Annotated in this window: 21 protein-coding genes; 8 read left to right on the top strand and 13 right to left on the bottom strand. The window is 55.7% G+C overall.

Annotated elements, in window-relative coordinates; genetic code table 11:
- Nucleotides 1-87 precede the first annotated feature (87 nt).
- From Q0835_RS18415 to Q0835_RS18400, 4 genes are all read right to left on the bottom strand, one after another.
- Nucleotides 88-399, bottom strand: coding sequence for a transcriptional regulator (locus Q0835_RS18415; protein WP_298817258.1), 312 nt, complete (start codon nucleotides 397-399; stop codon nucleotides 88-90).
- 10 nt (nucleotides 400-409) lie between these two features.
- Nucleotides 410-1,399 (bottom strand): sodium-dependent bicarbonate transport family permease, encoded by a 990-nt coding sequence (locus Q0835_RS18410; protein ID WP_298963653.1) that lies wholly within the window; start codon nucleotides 1,397-1,399, stop codon nucleotides 410-412.
- Between the two features lie 195 nt (nucleotides 1,400-1,594).
- The gene (locus tag Q0835_RS18405; RefSeq protein WP_298963651.1) at nucleotides 1,595-1,975 is read right to left on the bottom strand and encodes a hypothetical protein; all 381 of its coding nucleotides are present in this window, start codon (nucleotides 1,973-1,975) and stop codon (nucleotides 1,595-1,597) included.
- Between the two features lie 193 nt (nucleotides 1,976-2,168).
- Nucleotides 2,169-4,166 carry a protein meaA gene (locus tag Q0835_RS18400; RefSeq protein WP_298963649.1) on the bottom strand — a complete coding sequence of 666 codons (1,998 nt, stop codon included), beginning with the start codon at nucleotides 4,164-4,166 and terminating at the stop codon, nucleotides 2,169-2,171.
- Nucleotides 4,167-4,556: 390 nt separating this feature from the next.
- Here Q0835_RS18400 and ccrA point away from each other — a divergent pair, with 390 nt between their 5' ends.
- Complete coding sequence (ccrA, locus tag Q0835_RS18395) at nucleotides 4,557-5,852, top strand: crotonyl-CoA carboxylase/reductase (protein ID WP_298963647.1); 1,296 nt, start codon at nucleotides 4,557-4,559, stop codon at nucleotides 5,850-5,852.
- A gap of 189 nt (nucleotides 5,853-6,041) precedes the next feature.
- Nucleotides 6,042-6,578 carry a CAP domain-containing protein gene (locus tag Q0835_RS18390; RefSeq protein WP_298963645.1) on the top strand — a complete coding sequence of 179 codons (537 nt, stop codon included), beginning with the start codon at nucleotides 6,042-6,044 and terminating at the stop codon, nucleotides 6,576-6,578.
- Between the two features lie 37 nt (nucleotides 6,579-6,615).
- On the opposite strand, the gene Q0835_RS18385 is transcribed toward Q0835_RS18390, so the two are convergent.
- Nucleotides 6,616-7,029, bottom strand: a complete 414-nt coding sequence (locus Q0835_RS18385) for an SH3 domain-containing protein (RefSeq protein ID WP_298817270.1) — start codon at nucleotides 7,027-7,029, stop codon at nucleotides 6,616-6,618.
- Nucleotides 7,030-7,269: 240 nt separating this feature from the next.
- Between Q0835_RS18385 and Q0835_RS18380 the strand changes: the two genes are divergently transcribed.
- A complete protein-coding gene (locus tag Q0835_RS18380) occupies nucleotides 7,270-7,761 on the top strand; it encodes a hypothetical protein (protein ID WP_298963643.1) in 492 nt (163 codons plus the stop codon).
- Nucleotides 7,762-7,799: 38 nt separating this feature from the next.
- Here the strand turns inward: Q0835_RS18380 and Q0835_RS18375 are convergent, their stop codons facing one another.
- Nucleotides 7,800-8,534, bottom strand: coding sequence for a GH25 family lysozyme (locus Q0835_RS18375; protein ID WP_298963642.1), 735 nt, complete (start codon nucleotides 8,532-8,534; stop codon nucleotides 7,800-7,802).
- Between the two features lie 303 nt (nucleotides 8,535-8,837).
- Between Q0835_RS18375 and Q0835_RS18370 the strand changes: the two genes are divergently transcribed.
- Both Q0835_RS18370 and xth read left to right on the top strand, forming a co-directional pair.
- Nucleotides 8,838-9,731, top strand: coding sequence for an alpha/beta hydrolase (locus Q0835_RS18370; protein ID WP_298817277.1), 894 nt, complete (start codon nucleotides 8,838-8,840; stop codon nucleotides 9,729-9,731).
- Nucleotides 9,732-9,847: 116 nt separating this feature from the next.
- Complete coding sequence (gene xth, locus Q0835_RS18365; protein ID WP_298963640.1) at nucleotides 9,848-10,657, top strand: exodeoxyribonuclease III; 810 nt, start codon at nucleotides 9,848-9,850, stop codon at nucleotides 10,655-10,657.
- Here the strand turns inward: xth and Q0835_RS18360 are convergent.
- Nucleotides 10,647-11,621 (bottom strand): NADPH:quinone oxidoreductase family protein, encoded by a 975-nt coding sequence (locus tag Q0835_RS18360; RefSeq protein WP_298963732.1) that lies wholly within the window; start codon nucleotides 11,619-11,621, stop codon nucleotides 10,647-10,649. The two genes, xth and Q0835_RS18360, sit on opposite strands and share 11 nt — an antisense overlap.
- 172 nt (nucleotides 11,622-11,793) lie before the next feature.
- On the opposite strand from Q0835_RS18360, the gene Q0835_RS18355 reads away from it, so the two are divergent.
- Nucleotides 11,794-12,339: an RNA methyltransferase gene (locus tag Q0835_RS18355; protein WP_298963638.1), complete on the top strand. Its 546-nt coding sequence runs from the start codon at nucleotides 11,794-11,796 to the stop codon at nucleotides 12,337-12,339.
- A gap of 211 nt (nucleotides 12,340-12,550) precedes the next feature.
- On the opposite strand, the gene Q0835_RS18350 is transcribed toward Q0835_RS18355, so the two are convergent.
- The 4 genes from Q0835_RS18350 to Q0835_RS18335 form a co-directional block, all read right to left on the bottom strand.
- Entirely contained in the window at nucleotides 12,551-13,306 is a 756-nt protein-coding gene (locus tag Q0835_RS18350) for a phosphoribosylaminoimidazolesuccinocarboxamide synthase (protein WP_298963637.1), read from the bottom strand.
- The gene (locus Q0835_RS18345; protein ID WP_298963636.1) at nucleotides 13,293-13,763 is read right to left on the bottom strand and encodes a hypothetical protein; all 471 of its coding nucleotides are present in this window, start codon (nucleotides 13,761-13,763) and stop codon (nucleotides 13,293-13,295) included. The genes Q0835_RS18350 and Q0835_RS18345 overlap by 14 nt, the downstream gene beginning before the upstream one ends.
- Complete coding sequence (locus Q0835_RS18340; protein ID WP_298963635.1) at nucleotides 13,760-14,308, bottom strand: tetratricopeptide repeat protein; 549 nt, start codon at nucleotides 14,306-14,308, stop codon at nucleotides 13,760-13,762. The genes Q0835_RS18345 and Q0835_RS18340 overlap by 4 nt, the downstream gene beginning before the upstream one ends.
- Before the next feature lie 62 nt (nucleotides 14,309-14,370).
- Nucleotides 14,371-15,255, bottom strand: a complete 885-nt coding sequence (locus Q0835_RS18335; protein ID WP_298963634.1) for a hypothetical protein — start codon at nucleotides 15,253-15,255, stop codon at nucleotides 14,371-14,373.
- Nucleotides 15,256-15,730: 475 nt separating this feature from the next.
- Here Q0835_RS18335 and Q0835_RS18330 point away from each other — a divergent pair, with 475 nt between their 5' ends.
- Complete coding sequence (locus Q0835_RS18330; protein WP_298963633.1) at nucleotides 15,731-15,871, top strand: hypothetical protein; 141 nt, start codon at nucleotides 15,731-15,733, stop codon at nucleotides 15,869-15,871.
- Between the two features lie 9 nt (nucleotides 15,872-15,880).
- Nucleotides 15,881-16,009 (top strand): hypothetical protein, encoded by a 129-nt coding sequence (locus Q0835_RS18325; protein ID WP_298963631.1) that lies wholly within the window; start codon nucleotides 15,881-15,883, stop codon nucleotides 16,007-16,009.
- A 262-nt stretch (nucleotides 16,010-16,271) separates the two neighbouring features.
- Here Q0835_RS18325 and Q0835_RS18320 read toward each other — a convergent pair whose 3' ends face one another.
- Together Q0835_RS18320 and Q0835_RS18315 are read right to left on the bottom strand one after the other, a co-directional pair.
- Nucleotides 16,272-17,006, bottom strand: a complete 735-nt coding sequence (locus Q0835_RS18320; RefSeq protein ID WP_298963629.1) for a GNAT family N-acetyltransferase — start codon at nucleotides 17,004-17,006, stop codon at nucleotides 16,272-16,274.
- Nucleotides 17,006-17,803 (bottom strand): HlyD family efflux transporter periplasmic adaptor subunit, encoded by a 798-nt coding sequence (locus tag Q0835_RS18315; protein WP_298963627.1) that lies wholly within the window; start codon nucleotides 17,801-17,803, stop codon nucleotides 17,006-17,008. Before Q0835_RS18315 ends, Q0835_RS18320 begins: the two co-directional genes overlap by 1 nt.
- Nucleotides 17,804-17,805 lie beyond the last annotated feature (2 nt).

Here is a 17,805-nt window from a genome sequence, read left to right as displayed (position 1 = left end):
CGCCAAAGTGGCAGCTTGATCAAAAGACCCTTTTATCAGCTTCCTGAAACGAAAAAATCCGATGATATACGTATATTACCGTATAAATCAGAACCGCTCGGCTCGCAGCACCGAGCAATCTGTCACGGTAACAACACCGATGTGCCGTTCCACGACGCCGAAGGCTGCTTCCAAAAGCGCATCCAACCGATCCGGCCGGATGATGCAAATAATCTGGATCATGCCACCAGCGCGCGAAACCTGGCCCTCGCGGCTCCATCGCCCAGACCGTCCGCTGCCGCCCATAACCGGCAATATCGTATAGCCTGTTACACCAGCTCCATCCAGAGCGTCAGTCAGCCGCGTTTCCATCGGTGCTTCGATGGTGATCTCGACTCTTTTCGCGTCTTTCATTTCCATGGCGACATCCTCAAATGACCTGCGCAAGCGATAGGTATAGCGGAATACCGATCGTCAGATTGAACGGAAACGTAATGCCGAGCGACATGGTCAGGTAAATTGACGGATTGGCTTCGGGCAAGGCCACCCTCATTGCCGCCGGCACAGCAATATAGGACGCTGATGCACTCAGCGTCATAAGCAATACCGTGCCGCCAGTGGAGAGGCCGATCATGCTGGCAGCGACAAGCCCGGCAAACGAACCAATGATCGGCATAACAATCCCGAAAAGGATCAAACCAGGGCGCAGATAATGTGCACTTGACCTGAGGCCGCGGCCAGCGACCAGACCCATATCCAGAAGAAACAGGCACAGCACACCTTTGAAGGGAGCAACAATGAAGCTCTCGATTTCCGACAAGCCTTGCGGGCCCGACAGGAATCCGATCACGAAGGACCCAACCAGCAACACGATTGAACCGTTAAAAAGGATTTCCCTAAAAAGCCCCTTGGAATCCTGCGCCCGGCCTTCATTGGCCGCCTGTGTTGAGAACCTTGCAGCAAGCCACAGGGCCGACAGGATCGCGGGCGCTTCCATGACGGCAGCAACTGCAACCAGATAGCCTTCGCTGGCGATGCCCTGACTTTGCAGAACCGACGTGGCCGCGGCGAATGTCACGATCGAAATCGATCCGTAGTGCCCGGCGACTGCCGCTGCGTCCAACGCATCAAGCCGCGTCATCACGCGTAGCAAGCCAAATGCAGCAAACGGCAAGAGGAACGACAGGATCAATCCGACGATCAGCGACAAGACCAGCGTGGCGTCGACGCCATGATCGCTGACACTGACCCCGCCCTTGAAGCCGATCGCGAACAGCAGATAGATAGACAGGGTTTTTGCAGCTGCCTCCGGCACCGAAAGGTCGGAGCGGACAAGGGCCGCGGCCAGGCCAAGAGCAAAAAACAGGATGATGGGCGACAACAGGTTTTGTGCCGCCAAACTCAAAATCGTATCGACCAAGACCAACGCGCCCCTGCTGCGGCCAAACCTCAATACGAATCGAGGTTTGAACCAAATCTGCCCCACCTTTAACGCCGCAATTTGCGAGATACGTAGGATTACTTACCTGCGACATAGCCGCTCGGCCGTTGGGACGCAAGTGGTGGGCGCTTAAGCTAAGGGGTGATCAACTTCCTGATGGGTTGCGGCACTGGCTCAAGTCGCAACATTGACTTCGTGCGGTAACAGGTCCGTGTCGCCATGGTCTTCATAGGCATGGCGAATGTTTTCCGCCGGCAATCGGTCCACAGGTCCGCGAAGAGGGCTGACGGGGCCATGATCAACGCTTGGTTCCAGGGCACTTAAGGCAGCCGCACGATAGGCGGCAACGCCGTCAAGCGCATGGCTGTCAACAGGGTGAGACTCGACAAGAACCGCCGGGTCGTTCTCAGACCCTTGGGTTTGTGTTTCATGGCGCTCTGCGGTGTTACGCTTCTTTCTGCGGTCGTAGCCGGTGCCGTCACCGTCGCGGTCCGCTGGATACTCTGTCGCATTCGCCACGACCTGGGCCGAGTGCGGCCGCTCAATCGTCGCCATTCCGGCCTCCTGGCCATTCAGAGAGAGTTCGCCTTCTGGCAAACCCTTCCGAATATCTCAACAAAGAGTTAACAAAGCTTTACGCAAAGTTAACTCGTTGTTTCAGATAGGACAATAGCCGGCCAAACCTCAGGCCGGACCTGAATGATCCGTATGCGTTTCGAAGCGCCCGAATTGTCACGCCCTGCTTGGCCTAGGCGGCCTCATCCGCGCGCGTTCCGACAATTTTCACCACGTCGGCCATGATGTCGGTTAACTGGAAATCCTTTGGTGTGTAGACCGCTGCAACGCCCATGGCTTTCAGTTGTGCACCGTCTTCATCTGGAATGATGCCACCTACCACGACTGGAATGTCATCCGCACCCGCTGCACGCAACTTTTCCATCACATCACGCACCAGCGCCATGTGAGACCCGGACAGGATCGACAGACCAATAACGTGGACATCTTCCTCGACTGCCGCATTGACAATTTGTGCAGGTGTCAAACGGATACCCTCATAGACTACTTCCATACCGCAATCCCGTGCACGCACGGCGATTTGTTCTGCACCATTGGAATGGCCATCGAGACCCGGCTTGCCGACAAGGAATTTCAGCCGCCGCCCGAGCGTCTTCGAAACGACGTCCACATCACCTCGAACCGCAGCGAGATCACCGGCTTCATCGCGCACGGCCTGACCGACGCCGGTCGGAGCGCGGTATTCTCCAAAGACCTGGCGCAGCGTTCGGCCCCATTCGCCCGTGGTGACGCCGGCCTTGGCGGCTGCAATCGAGGGCTCCAAGATGTTGCGACCTTCCTGGGCTGCAGATTTCAGCTCTTCAAGGGCACTCTCGACAGCTGCATCGTCGCGCGCGCCACGCCAGACCTCAAGCTTCTCAATGGCCTCGTCTTCAACATGTTCAGGGACAGTCAGGATCGCACCGTCTTCACCTGTTGCCAGAGGCGACGGTTCACTATCCGTCCAACGATTGACACCGACAACCACTTGATCTCCGGCTTCAATCGCGGCCAATCTGGCGGAGTTGCTCTCCACGAGCTGGCGCTTCATGTAGCTTGAATCGACCGCCGCCACGGCACCGCCCATCGCATCGATCCGGGCGAGCTCTTCACGGGCCTCCGCTTTCAGCGCTTCAACCTTTTTCGTGATCTCCGTCGATCCGTCAAAAATGTCGGCATATTCCAGAAGGTCCGTCTCGTAGGCGACAATCTGCTGCATTCTCAGCGACCACTGCTGGTCGAACGGACGTGGAAGACCGAGCGCTTCGTTCCATGCCGGCAATTGAACCGCACGCGCGCGCGCGTTTTTGGACAGCACGACCGCGAGCATTTCCAGAAGAATGCGATAGACGTTGTTTTCCGGTTGCTGCTCGGTCAAGCCGAGAGAATTGACCTGAACGCCATAGCGGAAACGCCGGTAGCGCTCCTCCTCGACACCATAACGTTCACGGCAGATCTCATCCCAGAGCTCGGTGAATGCACGCATCTTGCACATCTCGGTGACGAAACGCATGCCTGCGTTGACGAAGAAGGAGATCCGGCCGACCGCTTTTGGAAAGTCTTCTTCGGGAATGGCACGGCTTGCCTTCATGGAGTCCAGAATGGCGACGGCCGTGGCAAGTGCAAAGGACAATTCCTGCACCGGCGTGGCACCTGCCTCCTGCAAGTGATAGGAGCACACATTCATCGGGTTCCACTTGGGCATGTTGGAATAAGTCCAGGCGATTACGTCCGTTGTCAGCCTGAGGGACGGTGCCGGCGGAAACACATACGTGCCGCGAGACAGGTATTCCTTGATGATGTCGTTCTGAGTTGTGCCTGACAGGAGTTTCCGGTCAGCTCCCTGTTCATCAGCGGCGGCAATGTAGAGCGACAGAAGCCAGGGCGCGGTAGCATTGATCGTCATGGACGTATTCATGCGATCCAGCGGAATCTCGTCAAAGAGCGTACGCATGTCGCCAAGATGGGCAACCGGCACGCCAACCTTGCCGACTTCACCGCGTGCCAGCTGATCATCAGGGTCATACCCTGTCTGCGTCGGCAAATCGAACGCAACAGACAAGCCGGTCTGCCCTTTAGCGAGATTGCTTCTATAGAGTTTGTTCGATTCAGCGGCTGTTGAATGACCCGCATAAGTCCGGAAAATCCAGGGCCGGTCCCGCTCCTGCCCCTTTTCACCTGTTGCGCTCATTCCGCTTTCTCCTCCGTGATTGACCGGCTCGCAAGACTACACATGAATTCCGTTCGCCTGATCAATCCTCAATTGGCCCAACACCCAGACCGTATAGCCACGATCAATGAGCGTTCTAAGGCATTCTCCAGCCTGTTTTTTTCGCAATCGGCAACACGGCTTTGGCTGACTTACGCCACCCCGCAATCCGTGGACCCGAAATTACGCGCTTGCGAAATTTTTCTCTCGCAATGCAAAATATGCTTGGCATCAAAACGCAAGTTAAGCAATAGTCGAATAGATGTACGCGTCATTTTGAACAATAGTTGCGCAAAATCGGGTTTCGATCCAAACGCGCTTTGTGCAATTGCGAAATTACACGGCGACCAAAAATACCCTGGGAGGGGAAGTATGACAGCAGCGTCTGAAGCCAATGACAACCTGACGCGGGGAGAAGCTCCCTTGAAAGATCTTTATGAAGTCGGTGAAATCCCGCCCCTCGGCCATGTTCCCAAGAACATGTATGCGTGGGCAATTCGCCGGGAGCGTCACGGCGCTCCGGAACAGGCAATGCAGCTCGAGGTCGTACCGACCTGGGAACTGGACAGCCATGAAGTGCTGGTTCTGGTGATGGCTGCCGGCGTCAACTACAATGGCATCTGGGCCGGTCTCGGAGAACCGATCAGTCCGTTTGACGGTCACGGAGCCCCCTATCACATCGCAGGCTCCGACGCGTCAGGCATTGTCTGGGCTGTCGGGGACAAGGTAAAGCGCTGGAAGGTCGGTGACGAAGTCGTCATTCACTGCAACCAGGACGACGGCGACGACGAGGAGTGCAACGGTGGCGATCCGATGTATTCCAACTCGCAGCGCATCTGGGGCTACGAAACGCCGGACGGTTCATTTGCTCAATTCACCCGCGCGCAAGCCCAACAGCTGATGCCGCGCCCAAAGCACCTGACCTGGGAAGAAAGCGCCTGCTACACGCTGACCCTGGCAACGGCCTACCGGATGCTGTTCGGTCACCACCCGCATGAGCTGAAACCTGGCCAGAACGTGTTGGTCTGGGGTGCTTCCGGCGGTCTCGGCTCCTACGCGATACAGCTGATAACCGCAGCGGGCGGCAACGCCATCGGCGTCATATCGGACGAAGACAAACGCCAGTTCGTCATGGAACTCGGTGCCAAGGGTGTCATCAACCGCAAGGACTTCAAGTGTTGGGGACAGCTCCCGGCGGTCGGCTCCCCTGAATATGCGGAATGGTTCAAGGAAGCGCGGAATTTCGGCAAGGCCATCTGGGAGTTCACTGGAAAAGGCAACAACGTCGACATCGTCTTCGAACATCCTGGCGAAGCGACGTTCCCGATCTCAACATTCGTCTGCAAGAAGGGCGGTATGGTTGTGATTTGTGCGGGCACGTCCGGCTTCAACTGTACCTTTGATGTTCGCTATATGTGGATGCATCAAAAACGACTGCAAGGGTCTCACTTTGCCCATCTGAAGCAGGCGTCTGCCGCGAACAAGCTGATGATCGAGCGTCGCATCGACCCTTACATGTCAGAAGTTTTCCCCTGGGACCAAATCCCCAAAGCCCACACCAAGATGTGGAAGAACGAGCACGCGCCCGGAAACATGTCTGTATTGGTCTCTGCCCCAACCACAGGCCTGAGAACCCTCGAAGACGTGCTCGAGGCAGGCAAACGCTAAGACAAAGAGCTCCCCAGAAGGCCATACTAAGAGCCTCATGCAGCCTTGCCAGTCCGCGCAGCGGGCTGGCTTTTTTTCCGCGAAATTTGCAACTCCTTAAGGTGCTGCCGCAATTCTGCTCGGGTTTCGCTCCATCACCAGTCGATTGGCAAGCGAATCGCTTCCCTTTTGCGTCTGGAGCATCATTTCGTGATTGATTTACCCAAGGCCCGATCCGTCCTGCAGCTAACCGCCGCCGGCCTCGCTCTCGTGATTGTTTCGGCGTGCATGGGTGAACGCCTCCAAACACCGCCATTTTACCAGGATTTGGCAAAGACTGACGGACAGGTCGACCCCGCGACAGCGGCACAAATGATTTCTCAATACCGGATCAACAACGGCCTGCCGCCTGTGACACCGGATGCCCAGCTGACAGGCATTGCGCAAAGCCAGGCCGACGCAATGGCAGCGGCAGGTTCAGTGAAGGCATCGTTGGCTGCCAACCAGCAACTTGCCACTCGCATGAACAGCATCGGAGAGCCCAAGACCGCTGCGGCTGAAAACGTCAGCGCCGGCTACCGGACCTTTGCCGAAGCGTTTTCCGGCTGGCGGGAGTCCCCAAATCACAATCAGGTACTTCTGACACGCGATGCCACGCGCCTCGGCATTGCGACCGCATATTCCGCAAATGCCAAACACAAGGTTTTCTGGTCCCTGGTCATGGCAGGCCCAAGGCCCGCCCAGTAGCGGGCCGTGTCCTTCGTCTGACGCGTCTTCAAAAGACCTAATAGCGGCGCGGCGGGTAATATGGCCGGTAGGGACGCACGACGGCGGGCGGGCGGCGGTAAATCGGATAATTTCGATTGTACCGTGGGACACCGATATACACGCCTGCGTTCGGTATCGGCCGACCGTAGTAGTTGCCGCCACCGCCATAGTTCAGATAGCGTCCGGAGACCCAACCCTTGGTGTTCGCAAAAGCGGCATCACACCAGCTGAAATTGGCCGTACACCCGAATACCGTCACCGCTCCGCCGTAAGGCACGGTGGTAATAACCGGATAGTTGGTTCCAGGTCCGGCACGCATGTTCAGGTTTGCCGTTGTATAGGCAATCGCCGGTCCGCCGGATTGGGCGGCCGCAGGCCAGGCCATTGCGCACAGCGCCAGGATTGCAAGCGGCAATCGAATCAATGTCATTCTCGTCAGCTCCAACAGGTTCGCCACGGCACTTCATCGATGTGCACCCTCAAAGTGGCGAAACTGTAGCGGCTTAATGACAGATCCGTAAGCTTGCATCGGCCCGCTGGCCGGTGTGATTTACGCCCAATGCGGGTCCTCTAAGCCCGGGCCCGATTGAGTTTACTTGCATAAAGCGTCAGCTTCGGCTTCATAATCGCCCTTTCCGGACAGGCTGGGCCGGACAGGCAGGGAGGGGCTATGTGCGCGTTATCCAGAAAATTCAGGTCCATCATTTTAAGCGCCGCATTTCTGGCAGCGGCGTCCGCAGCAAGTCATGCATTTGATGGGCATGCGGGATATTATTATCCCGAACCACAGACACGGGAAGTCTATATCTCAGAAATCAAAACAGCTCCCGATGCCAGCAAGCGGTCGCGAGCTGCGTTCGTGGTTGGTCTCGCCACTCTTCAGGAAAAGCAATCCTGGCACCCAGGCTATCATCTGTTCGCAAAAGGCGGAGACCTTGAGAAGCTGATCATCGTCGCGTCCGGAAACGGACAATACGACACGCTGTTTCGGTTGAGAGCGCTGCTTGCTTCGCTCACCTCAAAAGCCCGTTCTACGGAGCTCTTTTCTCGGTCAGACCAGCCTCACGAACTGAACTTCTTTGATTTCTGCAAACTGATTGGCTTCAGTCAGGTGACCGTCAGCAACGGCAAGGACGTGGCGCATCAGGTCAAGATTCGTTAGCGCAGGACCACCGTCTCCTGCTCTGACGTGCGCAGCCATTAGCGCCGCAGTTCACCACGCAGCCAGGCACGGTATTGCGATCTGGTCCCGAAGAAAACGTTCCGGTCAACATCGCCCTTGATCCCCTGGACACGGCCTTCCGCCGTGTATTGCCAAAAAACCCAGTCATCACGCTGATCGTAGATGTTGTTGGGATAGTCGGCCACGGATCTCAGCCAGAACTGCTCACCCTTGAGAGCTCCAACCAGGCGATCGCGGTGAAAATCAACTGATGAATAGATGACCGGCCGCTTGCCGTAGTGTCTCTCCATTTCATCAAGGAAGATCTTCATGTCCCGCACAATCTGTTCACGAGGAGGCCGGGTGGTACAGGTTTTGGAATGAGCATTCCATTCCATATCAAGCACGAGCGGAATTGCCTGAGGGTCGACGGGAACAATTTCTTTCACCCAGGAAATCTGCTCTTCGACCGGGCGGCAGAAATAATAGAAATGATAGGCCCCCCGCGGAACACCTGCCTTGCGTGCCCCGATCCAGTTGTCCACGAAGCGCGGGTCGACATGGTCCCCGCCCTCGGTGGCCTTGATCCAGGCAAAGGCCGCCCTTCCGGATTGTTTCACTGCCACCCAATCGATATCTCCCTGCCAGCGGGAGATGTCGATGCCGTGCACCGCATAGTCTTCAGGCGTTGGATCCGGGAAATCGTAAGCTGCACAAGAGCTTAGAAAAATGAACCCAAAGACAGAACAAATGGACTTGATGAGCGCCAGCACAACATCCTCGGCAAAGTTAAGAAAGACTTTCCATCACCGCCCAAAATGCGCGGGATTTCCTAACGGAGTGTAGACGAATTCACGATTTCTGCGCACAAACACGTATCAACTTTCAACCCGAACCGCGATTAATCGGAGATTGCGGCAGATCAGAGTCCAAATTGACCCCTTCTGGCTTTTTCCGTGAACAGGCTTGTTAGAGTGCCGGTTTTGTCAAAGAGTTGCCCTTCTCAAAGCTTCATCGAGTTAGATTTGTATTTGATTCCCATCCCGCCCCCGTGCGTTTGAGAGACAACACACCTAATGACCAATTCAGTCAGCCAGAAAATTCGCGCCAGCCTGATCCGGTCACCGGTCCAACCGCAGCTTTCATTGGAAGAGGAAAGACGTCAGTGGGAAGACGCGGTTCGAGACGACGTCATTGCGGAGGGTTGCTCGGAAAAAGCGGAGGAGATCGCGGGCACCAGATGTCTTTGGCTACTGCCGGACAATCCTCAAAATGACGACATACTTCTCTATGCCCACGGCGGTGGACTGGTAACAGGCGCCATCGAAACGCATCGGGTTTTCTGTTCGCAAATTGCCGTTGCACTGAACCGGACCATCTTGCTGGTCGGCTACCGACGGCTGCCCGAACACCAGGCAACTGCCCCACGAGACGATTTTTTGGCCGTCTATTCTCTTCTCATCAACGAAGGTACCAACTCAGACCGGATAGCCTTTGCAGGAGACAGCAGTGGTGCAACCGTGGTTCTTTCCGCTTTGGTCAGGCTGCGCGAGAAAGGAACGGACCTGCCATATGCCGCCGTTTCACTCTCAGGAGCCTTTGACACATCACTTTCCGGCGAGAGTTTTCAAAGCAGAGCGGAAGTCGACCCGGTCCTGTCACCCGAAAGTCTGATCGACTGGCAAAAACACTTTATCGGCAGGATCGATCTGGCTGACCCGGTGATTTCTCCGCTCTTTGCCGAACTCCACAACCTGCCGCCGTTTTTGCTTCTCGCCGGCGATCATGAACTCTGGCTGAGCGATTCCGTTCGTATGGCAGAGCGGCTCAAGGCTCAAGGCACCGACAGCTCGTTGTCGGTCTACGCGGACATGTGGCACGTCTGGCCAATGTGGCCGGAGCTTCCCGAGACAGCCAAAGCATTTCTGGAAATTGACCGCTTTCTCACCAGAACGCAGCAGCTGGTGTAACTTTCGGCGCTTCCCTGCCTTGATGCAAAGCGAGGTCATTCAGAACCTGAATTCGTTTGCACTTGCGCGCCGAATCCTTATGTCTTGTCGAACCTCTAAACTTTGGCAGGACACTCATGAGCGAACGGCTGAAACTCGTCACCTGGAACATCAATTCCGTCCGGCTTCGTATGCCGATCGTGGAACAGCTGATTGAGGAAATTTCGCCTGATGTGATTTGCCTGCAGGAAACCAAATGCCCGGACGCCAATTTTCCGGAAAATGCGTTTCGCAAGGCTGGTTACGAGCACATGGCGATCAACGGACAGAAGGGTTACCACGGCGTAGCAACAGTCTCCAGGCGCCCGTTGAGCAACGTTGAGAAGCGCGATTTCTGCAATGTCGGCGACAGCCGCCATGTCGCCGTGGATGTCCCCTTCAATGGCTCTGCCATGCGTGTGCATAATTTTTATGTTCCGGCAGGTGGTGACGAGCCGAACCGGGACATCAATCCAAAATTCGGCCACAAGCTTGATTTCATGGCTGAAATGCAGTCGTGGCTTCAAGGTGTCGAGACAGCGCGTCCAGCGGTACTGGTTGGCGATCTGAATGTCGCCCCCTATGAACACGATGTATGGTCGCACAAGCAGCTTTTGAAAGTTGTCTCCCACACACCGATCGAAACCGAGCTTTTTGAAAAACTACGCGAAACCGGGGGATGGCTCGACGCCATGCGCCAATTCACACCGCTTGAAGAAAAACTCTACACGTGGTGGAGCTACCGCGCGAAGGACTGGTCGAAGGCCGACAAAGGTCGTCGACTTGACCATGTTTGGGTGTCTGAGCCGCTTGCCCCGCACATTAAAAGCACTTCGGTGCTACGCGACGCTCGCGGCTGGGAGAAGCCATCGGATCATGCGCCAGTGATTGCCGAATTCACATCGTGACAATCACTTTGCCGCGCACACGGCGCGCCGCGATTTCGTCAAGCGCGGCACCGATGTCCTCAAGCGGATAGGTGCCGTGAATATGTGGCTTAAGCTTGCCGTCCTGCACCCAGGCGAGCAGTTGATGCATGTTCTTTCGATGACCCTCCGGGTCCCGGTCGATTGCCGCTCCCCAAAAAACACCCATCACGTCGCAGCCCTTGAGCATGACGATGTTGAGTGGAATTCTTGGGATGTCTCCCGCTGCAAACCCGATAACCAGAAAGCGGCCTTCCCATGCGGTTGCCCTTAAGGCCTGTTCCGAAAGGTCCCCGCCAACCGGATCGTAGACGACATCAACACCCGTTCCTCCAGTCAGATCCTTGAGGCTTTCCTTGAGCGGCTGCCGCGAATAGTCGACGGTCAGTTCTGCACCAAGCGTCCTGGCAAAGGCCAGCTTTTGCTCCGAGGAGGCACAGGCGATGACCTTTGCACCCATGACCGAGGCAATTTCGACGGCGGCCTGGCCAACGCCCCCGGATGCGCCAAGAACCGCGACGGTCTCCCCGTATTTCAGATTGGCGCGGTCGCGATAGGCGTGCAGTGTCGTGCCATAGGTCACGATCAGACCGGCGGCCGTTTCAAATGGAATCTCTTCCGGCAAAGGGACGAGATCCTTCGCGGGCACCGCAATCAGTTCCCGAGCCGCACCCCACCGCATATACCCCATGACACGGTCGCCAGGCGTGAAAGCGGTCACATTCTCGCCAACCTGCTCGACAATTCCGGAAAACTCAGCGCTGGGAGAAAACGGCATCTCCGGCTTGTACTGGTACTTTCCCTTTATGATCAGCGTGTCGAAGAAATTCAGCGCGCAGGCCTTAACTCTCACAACAACCTCACCGAGCCCGGCATCAGGCGCGGCGATGTCCTCAACAACAAGACTGGACGGTGGACCAAATGACTTGCAAAGACAGGCTTTCACGACAACCCCTATCATCCAGATATCGGCAGAGTACAAAACCTCCCCTGCCCAACATTTCGCTACCCTAGCAAGCGTCCGGGCCAACAGATATTGGCATTCTGGATAAAGCACACCTTCAAAGCCGGAAGAAATTCCGGTATGAGGCTGCCAGTCGAAATCAGCGGACAAACGGATGCGCGGATACTTTGCAGTCGGGGCCGAAGGCCTTTCAAAAAGAATGAACCTTGGCACGCTGATGCGTTCGGCCCATGCATTTGGTGCAAATTTCTTCTTCACTGTTGACGCTGACAAGAAACTTCGCGGTGCGCCCCCGTCAGATACGTCCAAAAGCCCCGGCCATCTCCCGGTATTCAATTGGGACAGCGTCGACACCATGGATTTGCCACGCGGATGCCAACTGGTCGGTATCGAACTGACCGACGATTCCATCGATCTGCCGAGCTTCGGCCATCCACTTCAGGCAGCTTATGTCCTTGGTCCCGAACGCGGCTCGCTGTCACCGCACATGATTGAACGCTGCGATCACCTTGTGAAGATCCCGACCAAGTTCTGCATCAACGTTGCAATGGCTGGTGCAATTGTCATGTATGACCGCCATCGCGCACTCGGCCGCTATGCCGACCGTTCACTTACCGCCGGTGGCCCAAAGATGGAGCGTCCCGAACATGTCAGTGGTGGGCCGGTCATGAGATCGGGTCGCAAGGTTCCCGGCACCTGACGGTGCCTCCTCCAGAATACTCTGATCTGCAGGTGGATTTCACATCGGGATCAAAAGAGGCGGCGGCAAGTGGTCTTTCTGCTGTGAAGTCAGAGCCACGGGCCCGACCGCTATGCGACCGGGAATTGTCCGTTTGGCCTAGAACCTGTGAGCGTACCGTTACCCGTTTCCATTTGTCCGTTCATTCAAAACATCGGAATGCTTTTTCGGGTCAATTCATTTGCCGCTTTAGAGCGGCAGCGGCAGAATCCAGCTTGAACCTGCGGGCAATTTCCTTGTAGCCCTCAAGCCCGGTGCCCTCACCTTGAAAAGCAAGGCTTGAGTCCAGAGCCTTCCCCGATCTGATATCCTGAAGCGTCATGACATCAGGATTCAATTCAGAGACAAGCATGATCACCGGGTCGCCATCTTCTTCATCGAAACGGGCACCAAACTCCATCCGAATATCGACCAGCTGCACCCCAATTCCGAAAAAAACACCGGTCAGCAGATCGTTCAATCTCAGCGCTATATCGTTGATGACATTGATTTCTTCAGGCGCGATCAGATCAAACGCTGTGAGATGGCCTGCGGAAACACGGGTGGGTTTCTTGCCGAGCTTGTCCGGACGAACAAAGAACTCCAGCAGCGGTTCGGGAAAACGATAATTGGGCTCCAGACCAAAATCCGACACCAGGTCACCTGCCGCCAGGTTGCGAACGACAAGATCGAACGGAAGCTGCTCCGTCTCGTAAACTGCCTGCTCCTGCTTGCCTGCACGCGACGCGTAGTGGGTCTCAATGCCCTGATCTCGCACAAACTCATGCAAGTGGATCGAAATGGTGTTTGCCAAAGCCGCCTTGCCCGGAATGCTTTTCATTTCCAAAGCCGGATAGGTCAAGGCAATGTCGGAGACTTCAACGACCGGTCCCTCGGCCAAATTTTTGAAGATCCGGATATCCTCGAGAAGAGTGTTATCGTTCGGCAACTTCAGCCTCCCAATTCTTGAAGTACTTCATACTTATCCGGGCTATTTGGCCGAGAATTCCAAGCTGCTTGGGGCCAGGAACGAGCAAAACCCAAGTGTTGTCTTTGAAGCGGCAATCCATATTCAGTGTCCGGACCCAGAGCACTCGGGAAAAAAAAGCGCCGCAGACCGCACTCTCCACTCCCCTGACGGGCTGGTTCCAGTCCAGCGCAACGTCTGAGAAAGTTGTCCGATCAAGGAGGTCGGAAAAATCGGACAAACCTGACTGATCCAGGATCAAAAAATTTGGTTCAAATTCGGCAGCGTCTTCCTGAAACACAAGTTGCGTCGAACCATTGGACAAAATTATATATATTTTCCAGATATTTGGGAAAAGCTTAGAGGCTTTCCGGTATTCCCGGACAATATGAAAATTCCGGCCACGATACAGTTTCTCAAGCCATAAATCGCCACTCATTTGATCCCGTCCAAGAATGACGCCGATGGCTCATGCCCCTGTTCCGCTGCCATATTAAGCAGCACTTCTGCCCAGTCGAGATCTGTCTCGTTTTTCACCAAGTACATTGCCAGGTTATAACCGGCATCCAGATCTCCGGCTTGGAACGCCTTAAGCAGCCAATAAGCACAGTCCTTTTTGTTCTCTGAAAAACTGTCCCGGCAAAAAATATTACCAAGATTAAAAAACGCAGGAACAAAATCAGCAGCCGCACTTTCACTGTAATATTCTATTGCTTTTTCAGTACTCTGCTCGACTATCCCACCTTCCTCATAGAACACACCGACATTATATGATGCGACCGGACTGCCCTTGCGACTTGCGAATTCATAAAGATCAAAGGCAAATTCCAGGTCAGCGGCTGCCTCTGCCTTTTCCGCCAGTTCCAGAACGCCCGGTATGCCTTGCTCTTCAAACAGGCAGTTCATTTGCCGTGTTTCCTCCGTCTCCCTTTCACATGCGCCAGGAAACACCCGGCCATCCGTCGCGGAGGCGTTTGCGGTCATATAGGCCGACCAGCCCGAAAGGGCCGCGAAGAAACACAGCACCTGCGTGAACTTTCCAGGCCTTAGTCGGATAGTCTCAGCCCTCCATTCACAAATGCACCTTTGTTGTTCGGTCCGACCCGGCTTCCGCTGCTGATTAAAGAATGAGAACCGGTAGAAAAATTGTATCGATATCCGGCAAATCCGCCGAGCGTGCTTGTCTTCTTCTTCTGACTGTAGTTCCAGCCGATATCCTTCGTGGCGGCAACGAGACCCTTGGAGTCGAGGCCTTGCGAATAAGTGACACGCACTCTGTTCGGTACGAGGCGAACGAGCCTCCCGCCCGTATTGCCCCAGAGTTTTCCGAGTTTGCTGGTCGCGTTTCTTCCCGACAGGACATTGGCAAGATTGTTGTCGATATTCACCCGCACTTGCGCAGTGCCCGATGCAGTAATTCGGGTCTCATAGGTGGCTTTGTAAACCCCAAGCCTTGTTCCCCATCTGATAACTCTGCTGGGGATCTTAGATGCTGGCAGCGTGCCACGATTGATAATCGCTCCCCCATCAGCGCTCAATCGCTTTGCGAAATTCGCCGACCATCGGCTCGTTCTCGTTTTTGCCGCAGATCTCGTGGCTTTTGCCCGATCACCCCGGAACCCGCCGCGGCGGGGAGGACCGCTGGAGAGCCTGGTTTTGTTTTCCTGAAGACTGGAATAGCGTGATCTTGGCGAACTTGCCGGGATATGCGCCCTGCCTTCCGAGGATCGTCGGTTGGAAGCGGTGGAGAGAGCTTTCGAGCCTCTGACCGCCTGAGCCCGGCTGCCTCGGGAACCACCCCGCCGGGGCGGCCCTTGGGAAACCTGAACCTGCCCCCCTGTGAATTGGCTGTAACGAGACCGGGGTGAGCTTGCCGGAATATGCGCACGCCCTTGAGAGGTGCGTGATGCCGTCGTGTTCGTGTTCGACATGGATCGGCCTTCGCGCACCTGTCGGGCCTTTGGTCCTCGGTAGCCACCTCGCCGAGATGGCCCACGCGAGACGTTTGCCCCGGCCTCTGACAATCGACTTGATTGAGAGCGGGAAGAATTCGCAGAGATATGCGCTCGGCCTACCGAAGCGCTGGATCTTTTCCCGGCCACTCCTGATCCCGAAGCTCTGACGGCCTGAGCCTGCTGTCCACGATATCCCCCACGCCGCGAAGGTCCGCCAGACATCACCGATGTAGCTCCAGACTGCAGACTTGAGCCGGATCGAGAGGAAGATGTACTGGTATGAGCCCGTCCGCGCGAGCCGATCGTCTGGTTTCGGGAAACTTCCGAACTTGAGGACCTTGTTGCTGCTGCCCGGTCACCTCGATATCCACCCCGCCGGGTTGGTCCACGGGACATCGCAGACGTGTTGCGGGAAACCTGACTATACCGTGAGCGCGAAGAACTGGCGCTGATGTGCGCGCGGCCACTTGAACTGGTGGGCCTGCTGCTTGTGGTCGTTGTCCTGGAACTGCTCACGTTGGCCCGCGCCGCTTTGGCCCGGCTGCCTCGAAAACCACCTCTGCTGGAAGGACCTACAGAAGTTCTCGTCTGACTGGCGGATATGCTGGGCGCGCCGCTGCTTGCGCGTCGGCTTGAGGCGGCCGGTCTTGAAGACGAACTGGATCTGCTGCTTGAAGAACGGGACGAGCCACCGCCTCCAGAACCGCCGCCACCTCCACCGCCGCCGTAAGCGTTCAGGCCGGAGACCGGATTCACGAGAGCCTCTGTACCCCCGACAGTCAACTCGGAAGGCCTTCGTCCGAGGTCGTTGCAGATCACTGCAATCTCACGGGTCGAAAGAACACCCTCAGGAACAATGATCTCGTTATCTGTAACGTGAATAAGGGCTCGGCCTTGACCCGGAAGAAATGACATCCGCAATATCTCCTGATAAGCCCCGCGAAAAATTACAATACGCATTTGCAGAACTCAACACCATAAGTTGTATTTCTCTACATTTTTTTCTTATAGACGCCGCCAACCCGCGCGTAGTCCATCTTCTCGTAGAAACGCCCGATACGGTCGGCTTCAGTCTGCGTGGAGACCGAAAAACAGATTTCGATGACGGATTTGGTCCGTGCCCAGGTTTCAAAAGCACGCATAAGCTTAACCGCAATCCGCGACCTGCGATCCTCGGGATAAACGTAGAACAGCTCCTCGGCAGCCATCAGGTCGCGCGAAAAAATGTAATCGGTAATGTATCCGAAGAGAGCACCTTGGAGGCGTCCTCGGGATTTGTGAACAAAGATCTTATGTGTCTCGGGTTCAGCCAGATACATTTCTGCAAATTCACGTGCCCGGAGACCGTCGAAGGCAATTGACCGGTAAGCCGTTTCGGAAGCGATCGCCGCACCAAGGCCTATCAACGCATCAATATCGGACGGTTCGGCTATCGAAACACCGTCTTTGACATATTCGCTCAATTCAAGCTCGCGGCCTCGCCCAACCGTGTGGCTGGCCAGCTTTCCCATACGCTTCTCCAACAGGGATTGCTGCTCTTCACTGAGCTGATCCAGTGGCAAGACAAGGTCTCCCGGCGAAGCAGTGGCTACATACCGGTCCTGTCCATGTACAAGACCGTTTTCGCCAAGAAGATTGGCTTCTCTTGCACTCAGCGCAGCCTGCAAGGCACTTGGGTCATCCGCGGGCATCTGCCCTGTGATCAGATTTTTGCGTATCCGCCGCATCAGTTTGGCTCTTTCAAACTCTCATCAAGGGCTTTGTGGAACGGGTCGGTCAGATAGGAGAGGATTGACCGCTTGCCGATCTTGATTTCTGCAGTGGAAGTGATGCCCGGAAGCAGTTCAAATCCGGAAGGCAGATTTCGGAGCTTGTTGCCGGTGATGGACACACGCGCCTTGTAGTAGACCTGCGTCTGCCCACTGGACTGGTCTTGAAGGGCATCCGGACTGATCGAGGCCAGTTCACCTTCCAATATGCCGTGCCGCTGAAACGGAAAGGGATCCAGCTTGATGCGAACTGGCTGTCCGACGTGAACCCATCCGATATCCTGCGGCGTCAAGTCGAGTTCAACATCCAATCCCTTATCGGTTGGGACGAATGTGAACAGGACTTCGGCAGCTTCGACAACGGAGCCGACAGATTTGTTGGTGACCTCCAGGATGATGCCGTCCGAGTCGGCCCTGAACTCATCGAATTCGCCCATTTTCACGATTTTCTGCAGATCGAAGCGCAACTGTTCAAGCTCCGTCGCAATTGCCAGCATTCGTTCCTCGATACTGAGCGCGTAAGACGACAGGAAAAGTTCCCGCTCCACCTGGACCACGTTTTTCTGGCTCGCATACCGCTCCTGCTCCCGCTCCTTTTCCACTTGAGCAGCTTCCAGGCGCTCAGCCTCCGCAGACGCTTCCTGAAACCGGATGCGTGAACCCGCATTCGATTTCAGCAGTTTTTCAGCGTTGCCCAGCTTGATTCTTGCCAGTTCCTTCTGCGCTAGAAATTGCGAAGCCTGCGCACGGGCCACTT

Source organism: uncultured Roseibium sp., assembly GCF_947499295.1.
In the GTDB taxonomy this organism is placed as follows: Bacteria; Pseudomonadota; Alphaproteobacteria; order Rhizobiales; family Stappiaceae; genus Roseibium.
Note: the sequence above shows the minus strand (reverse complement) of the source record. Positions and strands in the feature narration are given on the sequence as shown.

Bases quoted from the DNA above. Each gene is read 5' to 3' on its own strand.
- Q0835_RS18415 (WP_298817258.1), bottom strand. From the start codon at position 399: ATGGAAATGAAAGACGCGAAAAGAGTCGAGATCACCATCGAAGCACCG.
- Q0835_RS18405 (WP_298963651.1), bottom strand. From the start codon at position 1,975: ATGGCGACGATTGAGCGGCCGCACTCGGCCCAGGTCGTGGCGAATGCG.
- Q0835_RS18400 (WP_298963649.1), bottom strand. From the start codon at position 4,166: ATGAGCGCAACAGGTGAAAAGGGGCAGGAGCGGGACCGGCCCTGGATT.
- ccrA (WP_298963647.1), top strand. From the start codon at position 4,557: ATGACAGCAGCGTCTGAAGCCAATGACAACCTGACGCGGGGAGAAGCT.
- Q0835_RS18385 (WP_298817270.1), bottom strand. From the start codon at position 7,029: ATGACATTGATTCGATTGCCGCTTGCAATCCTGGCGCTGTGCGCAATG.
- Q0835_RS18380 (WP_298963643.1), top strand. From the start codon at position 7,270: ATGTGCGCGTTATCCAGAAAATTCAGGTCCATCATTTTAAGCGCCGCA.
- Q0835_RS18370 (WP_298817277.1), top strand. From the start codon at position 8,838: ATGACCAATTCAGTCAGCCAGAAAATTCGCGCCAGCCTGATCCGGTCA.
- xth (WP_298963640.1), top strand. From the start codon at position 9,848: ATGAGCGAACGGCTGAAACTCGTCACCTGGAACATCAATTCCGTCCGG.
- Q0835_RS18355 (WP_298963638.1), top strand. From the start codon at position 11,794: ATGCGCGGATACTTTGCAGTCGGGGCCGAAGGCCTTTCAAAAAGAATG.
- Q0835_RS18345 (WP_298963636.1), bottom strand. From the start codon at position 13,763: ATGAGTGGCGATTTATGGCTTGAGAAACTGTATCGTGGCCGGAATTTT.
- Q0835_RS18340 (WP_298963635.1), bottom strand. From the start codon at position 14,308: ATGACCGCAAACGCCTCCGCGACGGATGGCCGGGTGTTTCCTGGCGCA.
- Q0835_RS18335 (WP_298963634.1), bottom strand. From the start codon at position 15,255: ATGTCGAACACGAACACGACGGCATCACGCACCTCTCAAGGGCGTGCG.
- Q0835_RS18330 (WP_298963633.1), top strand. From the start codon at position 15,731: ATGTGCGCGCGGCCACTTGAACTGGTGGGCCTGCTGCTTGTGGTCGTT.
- Q0835_RS18325 (WP_298963631.1), top strand. From the start codon at position 15,881: ATGCTGGGCGCGCCGCTGCTTGCGCGTCGGCTTGAGGCGGCCGGTCTT.
- Q0835_RS18320 (WP_298963629.1), bottom strand. From the start codon at position 17,006: ATGCGGCGGATACGCAAAAATCTGATCACAGGGCAGATGCCCGCGGAT.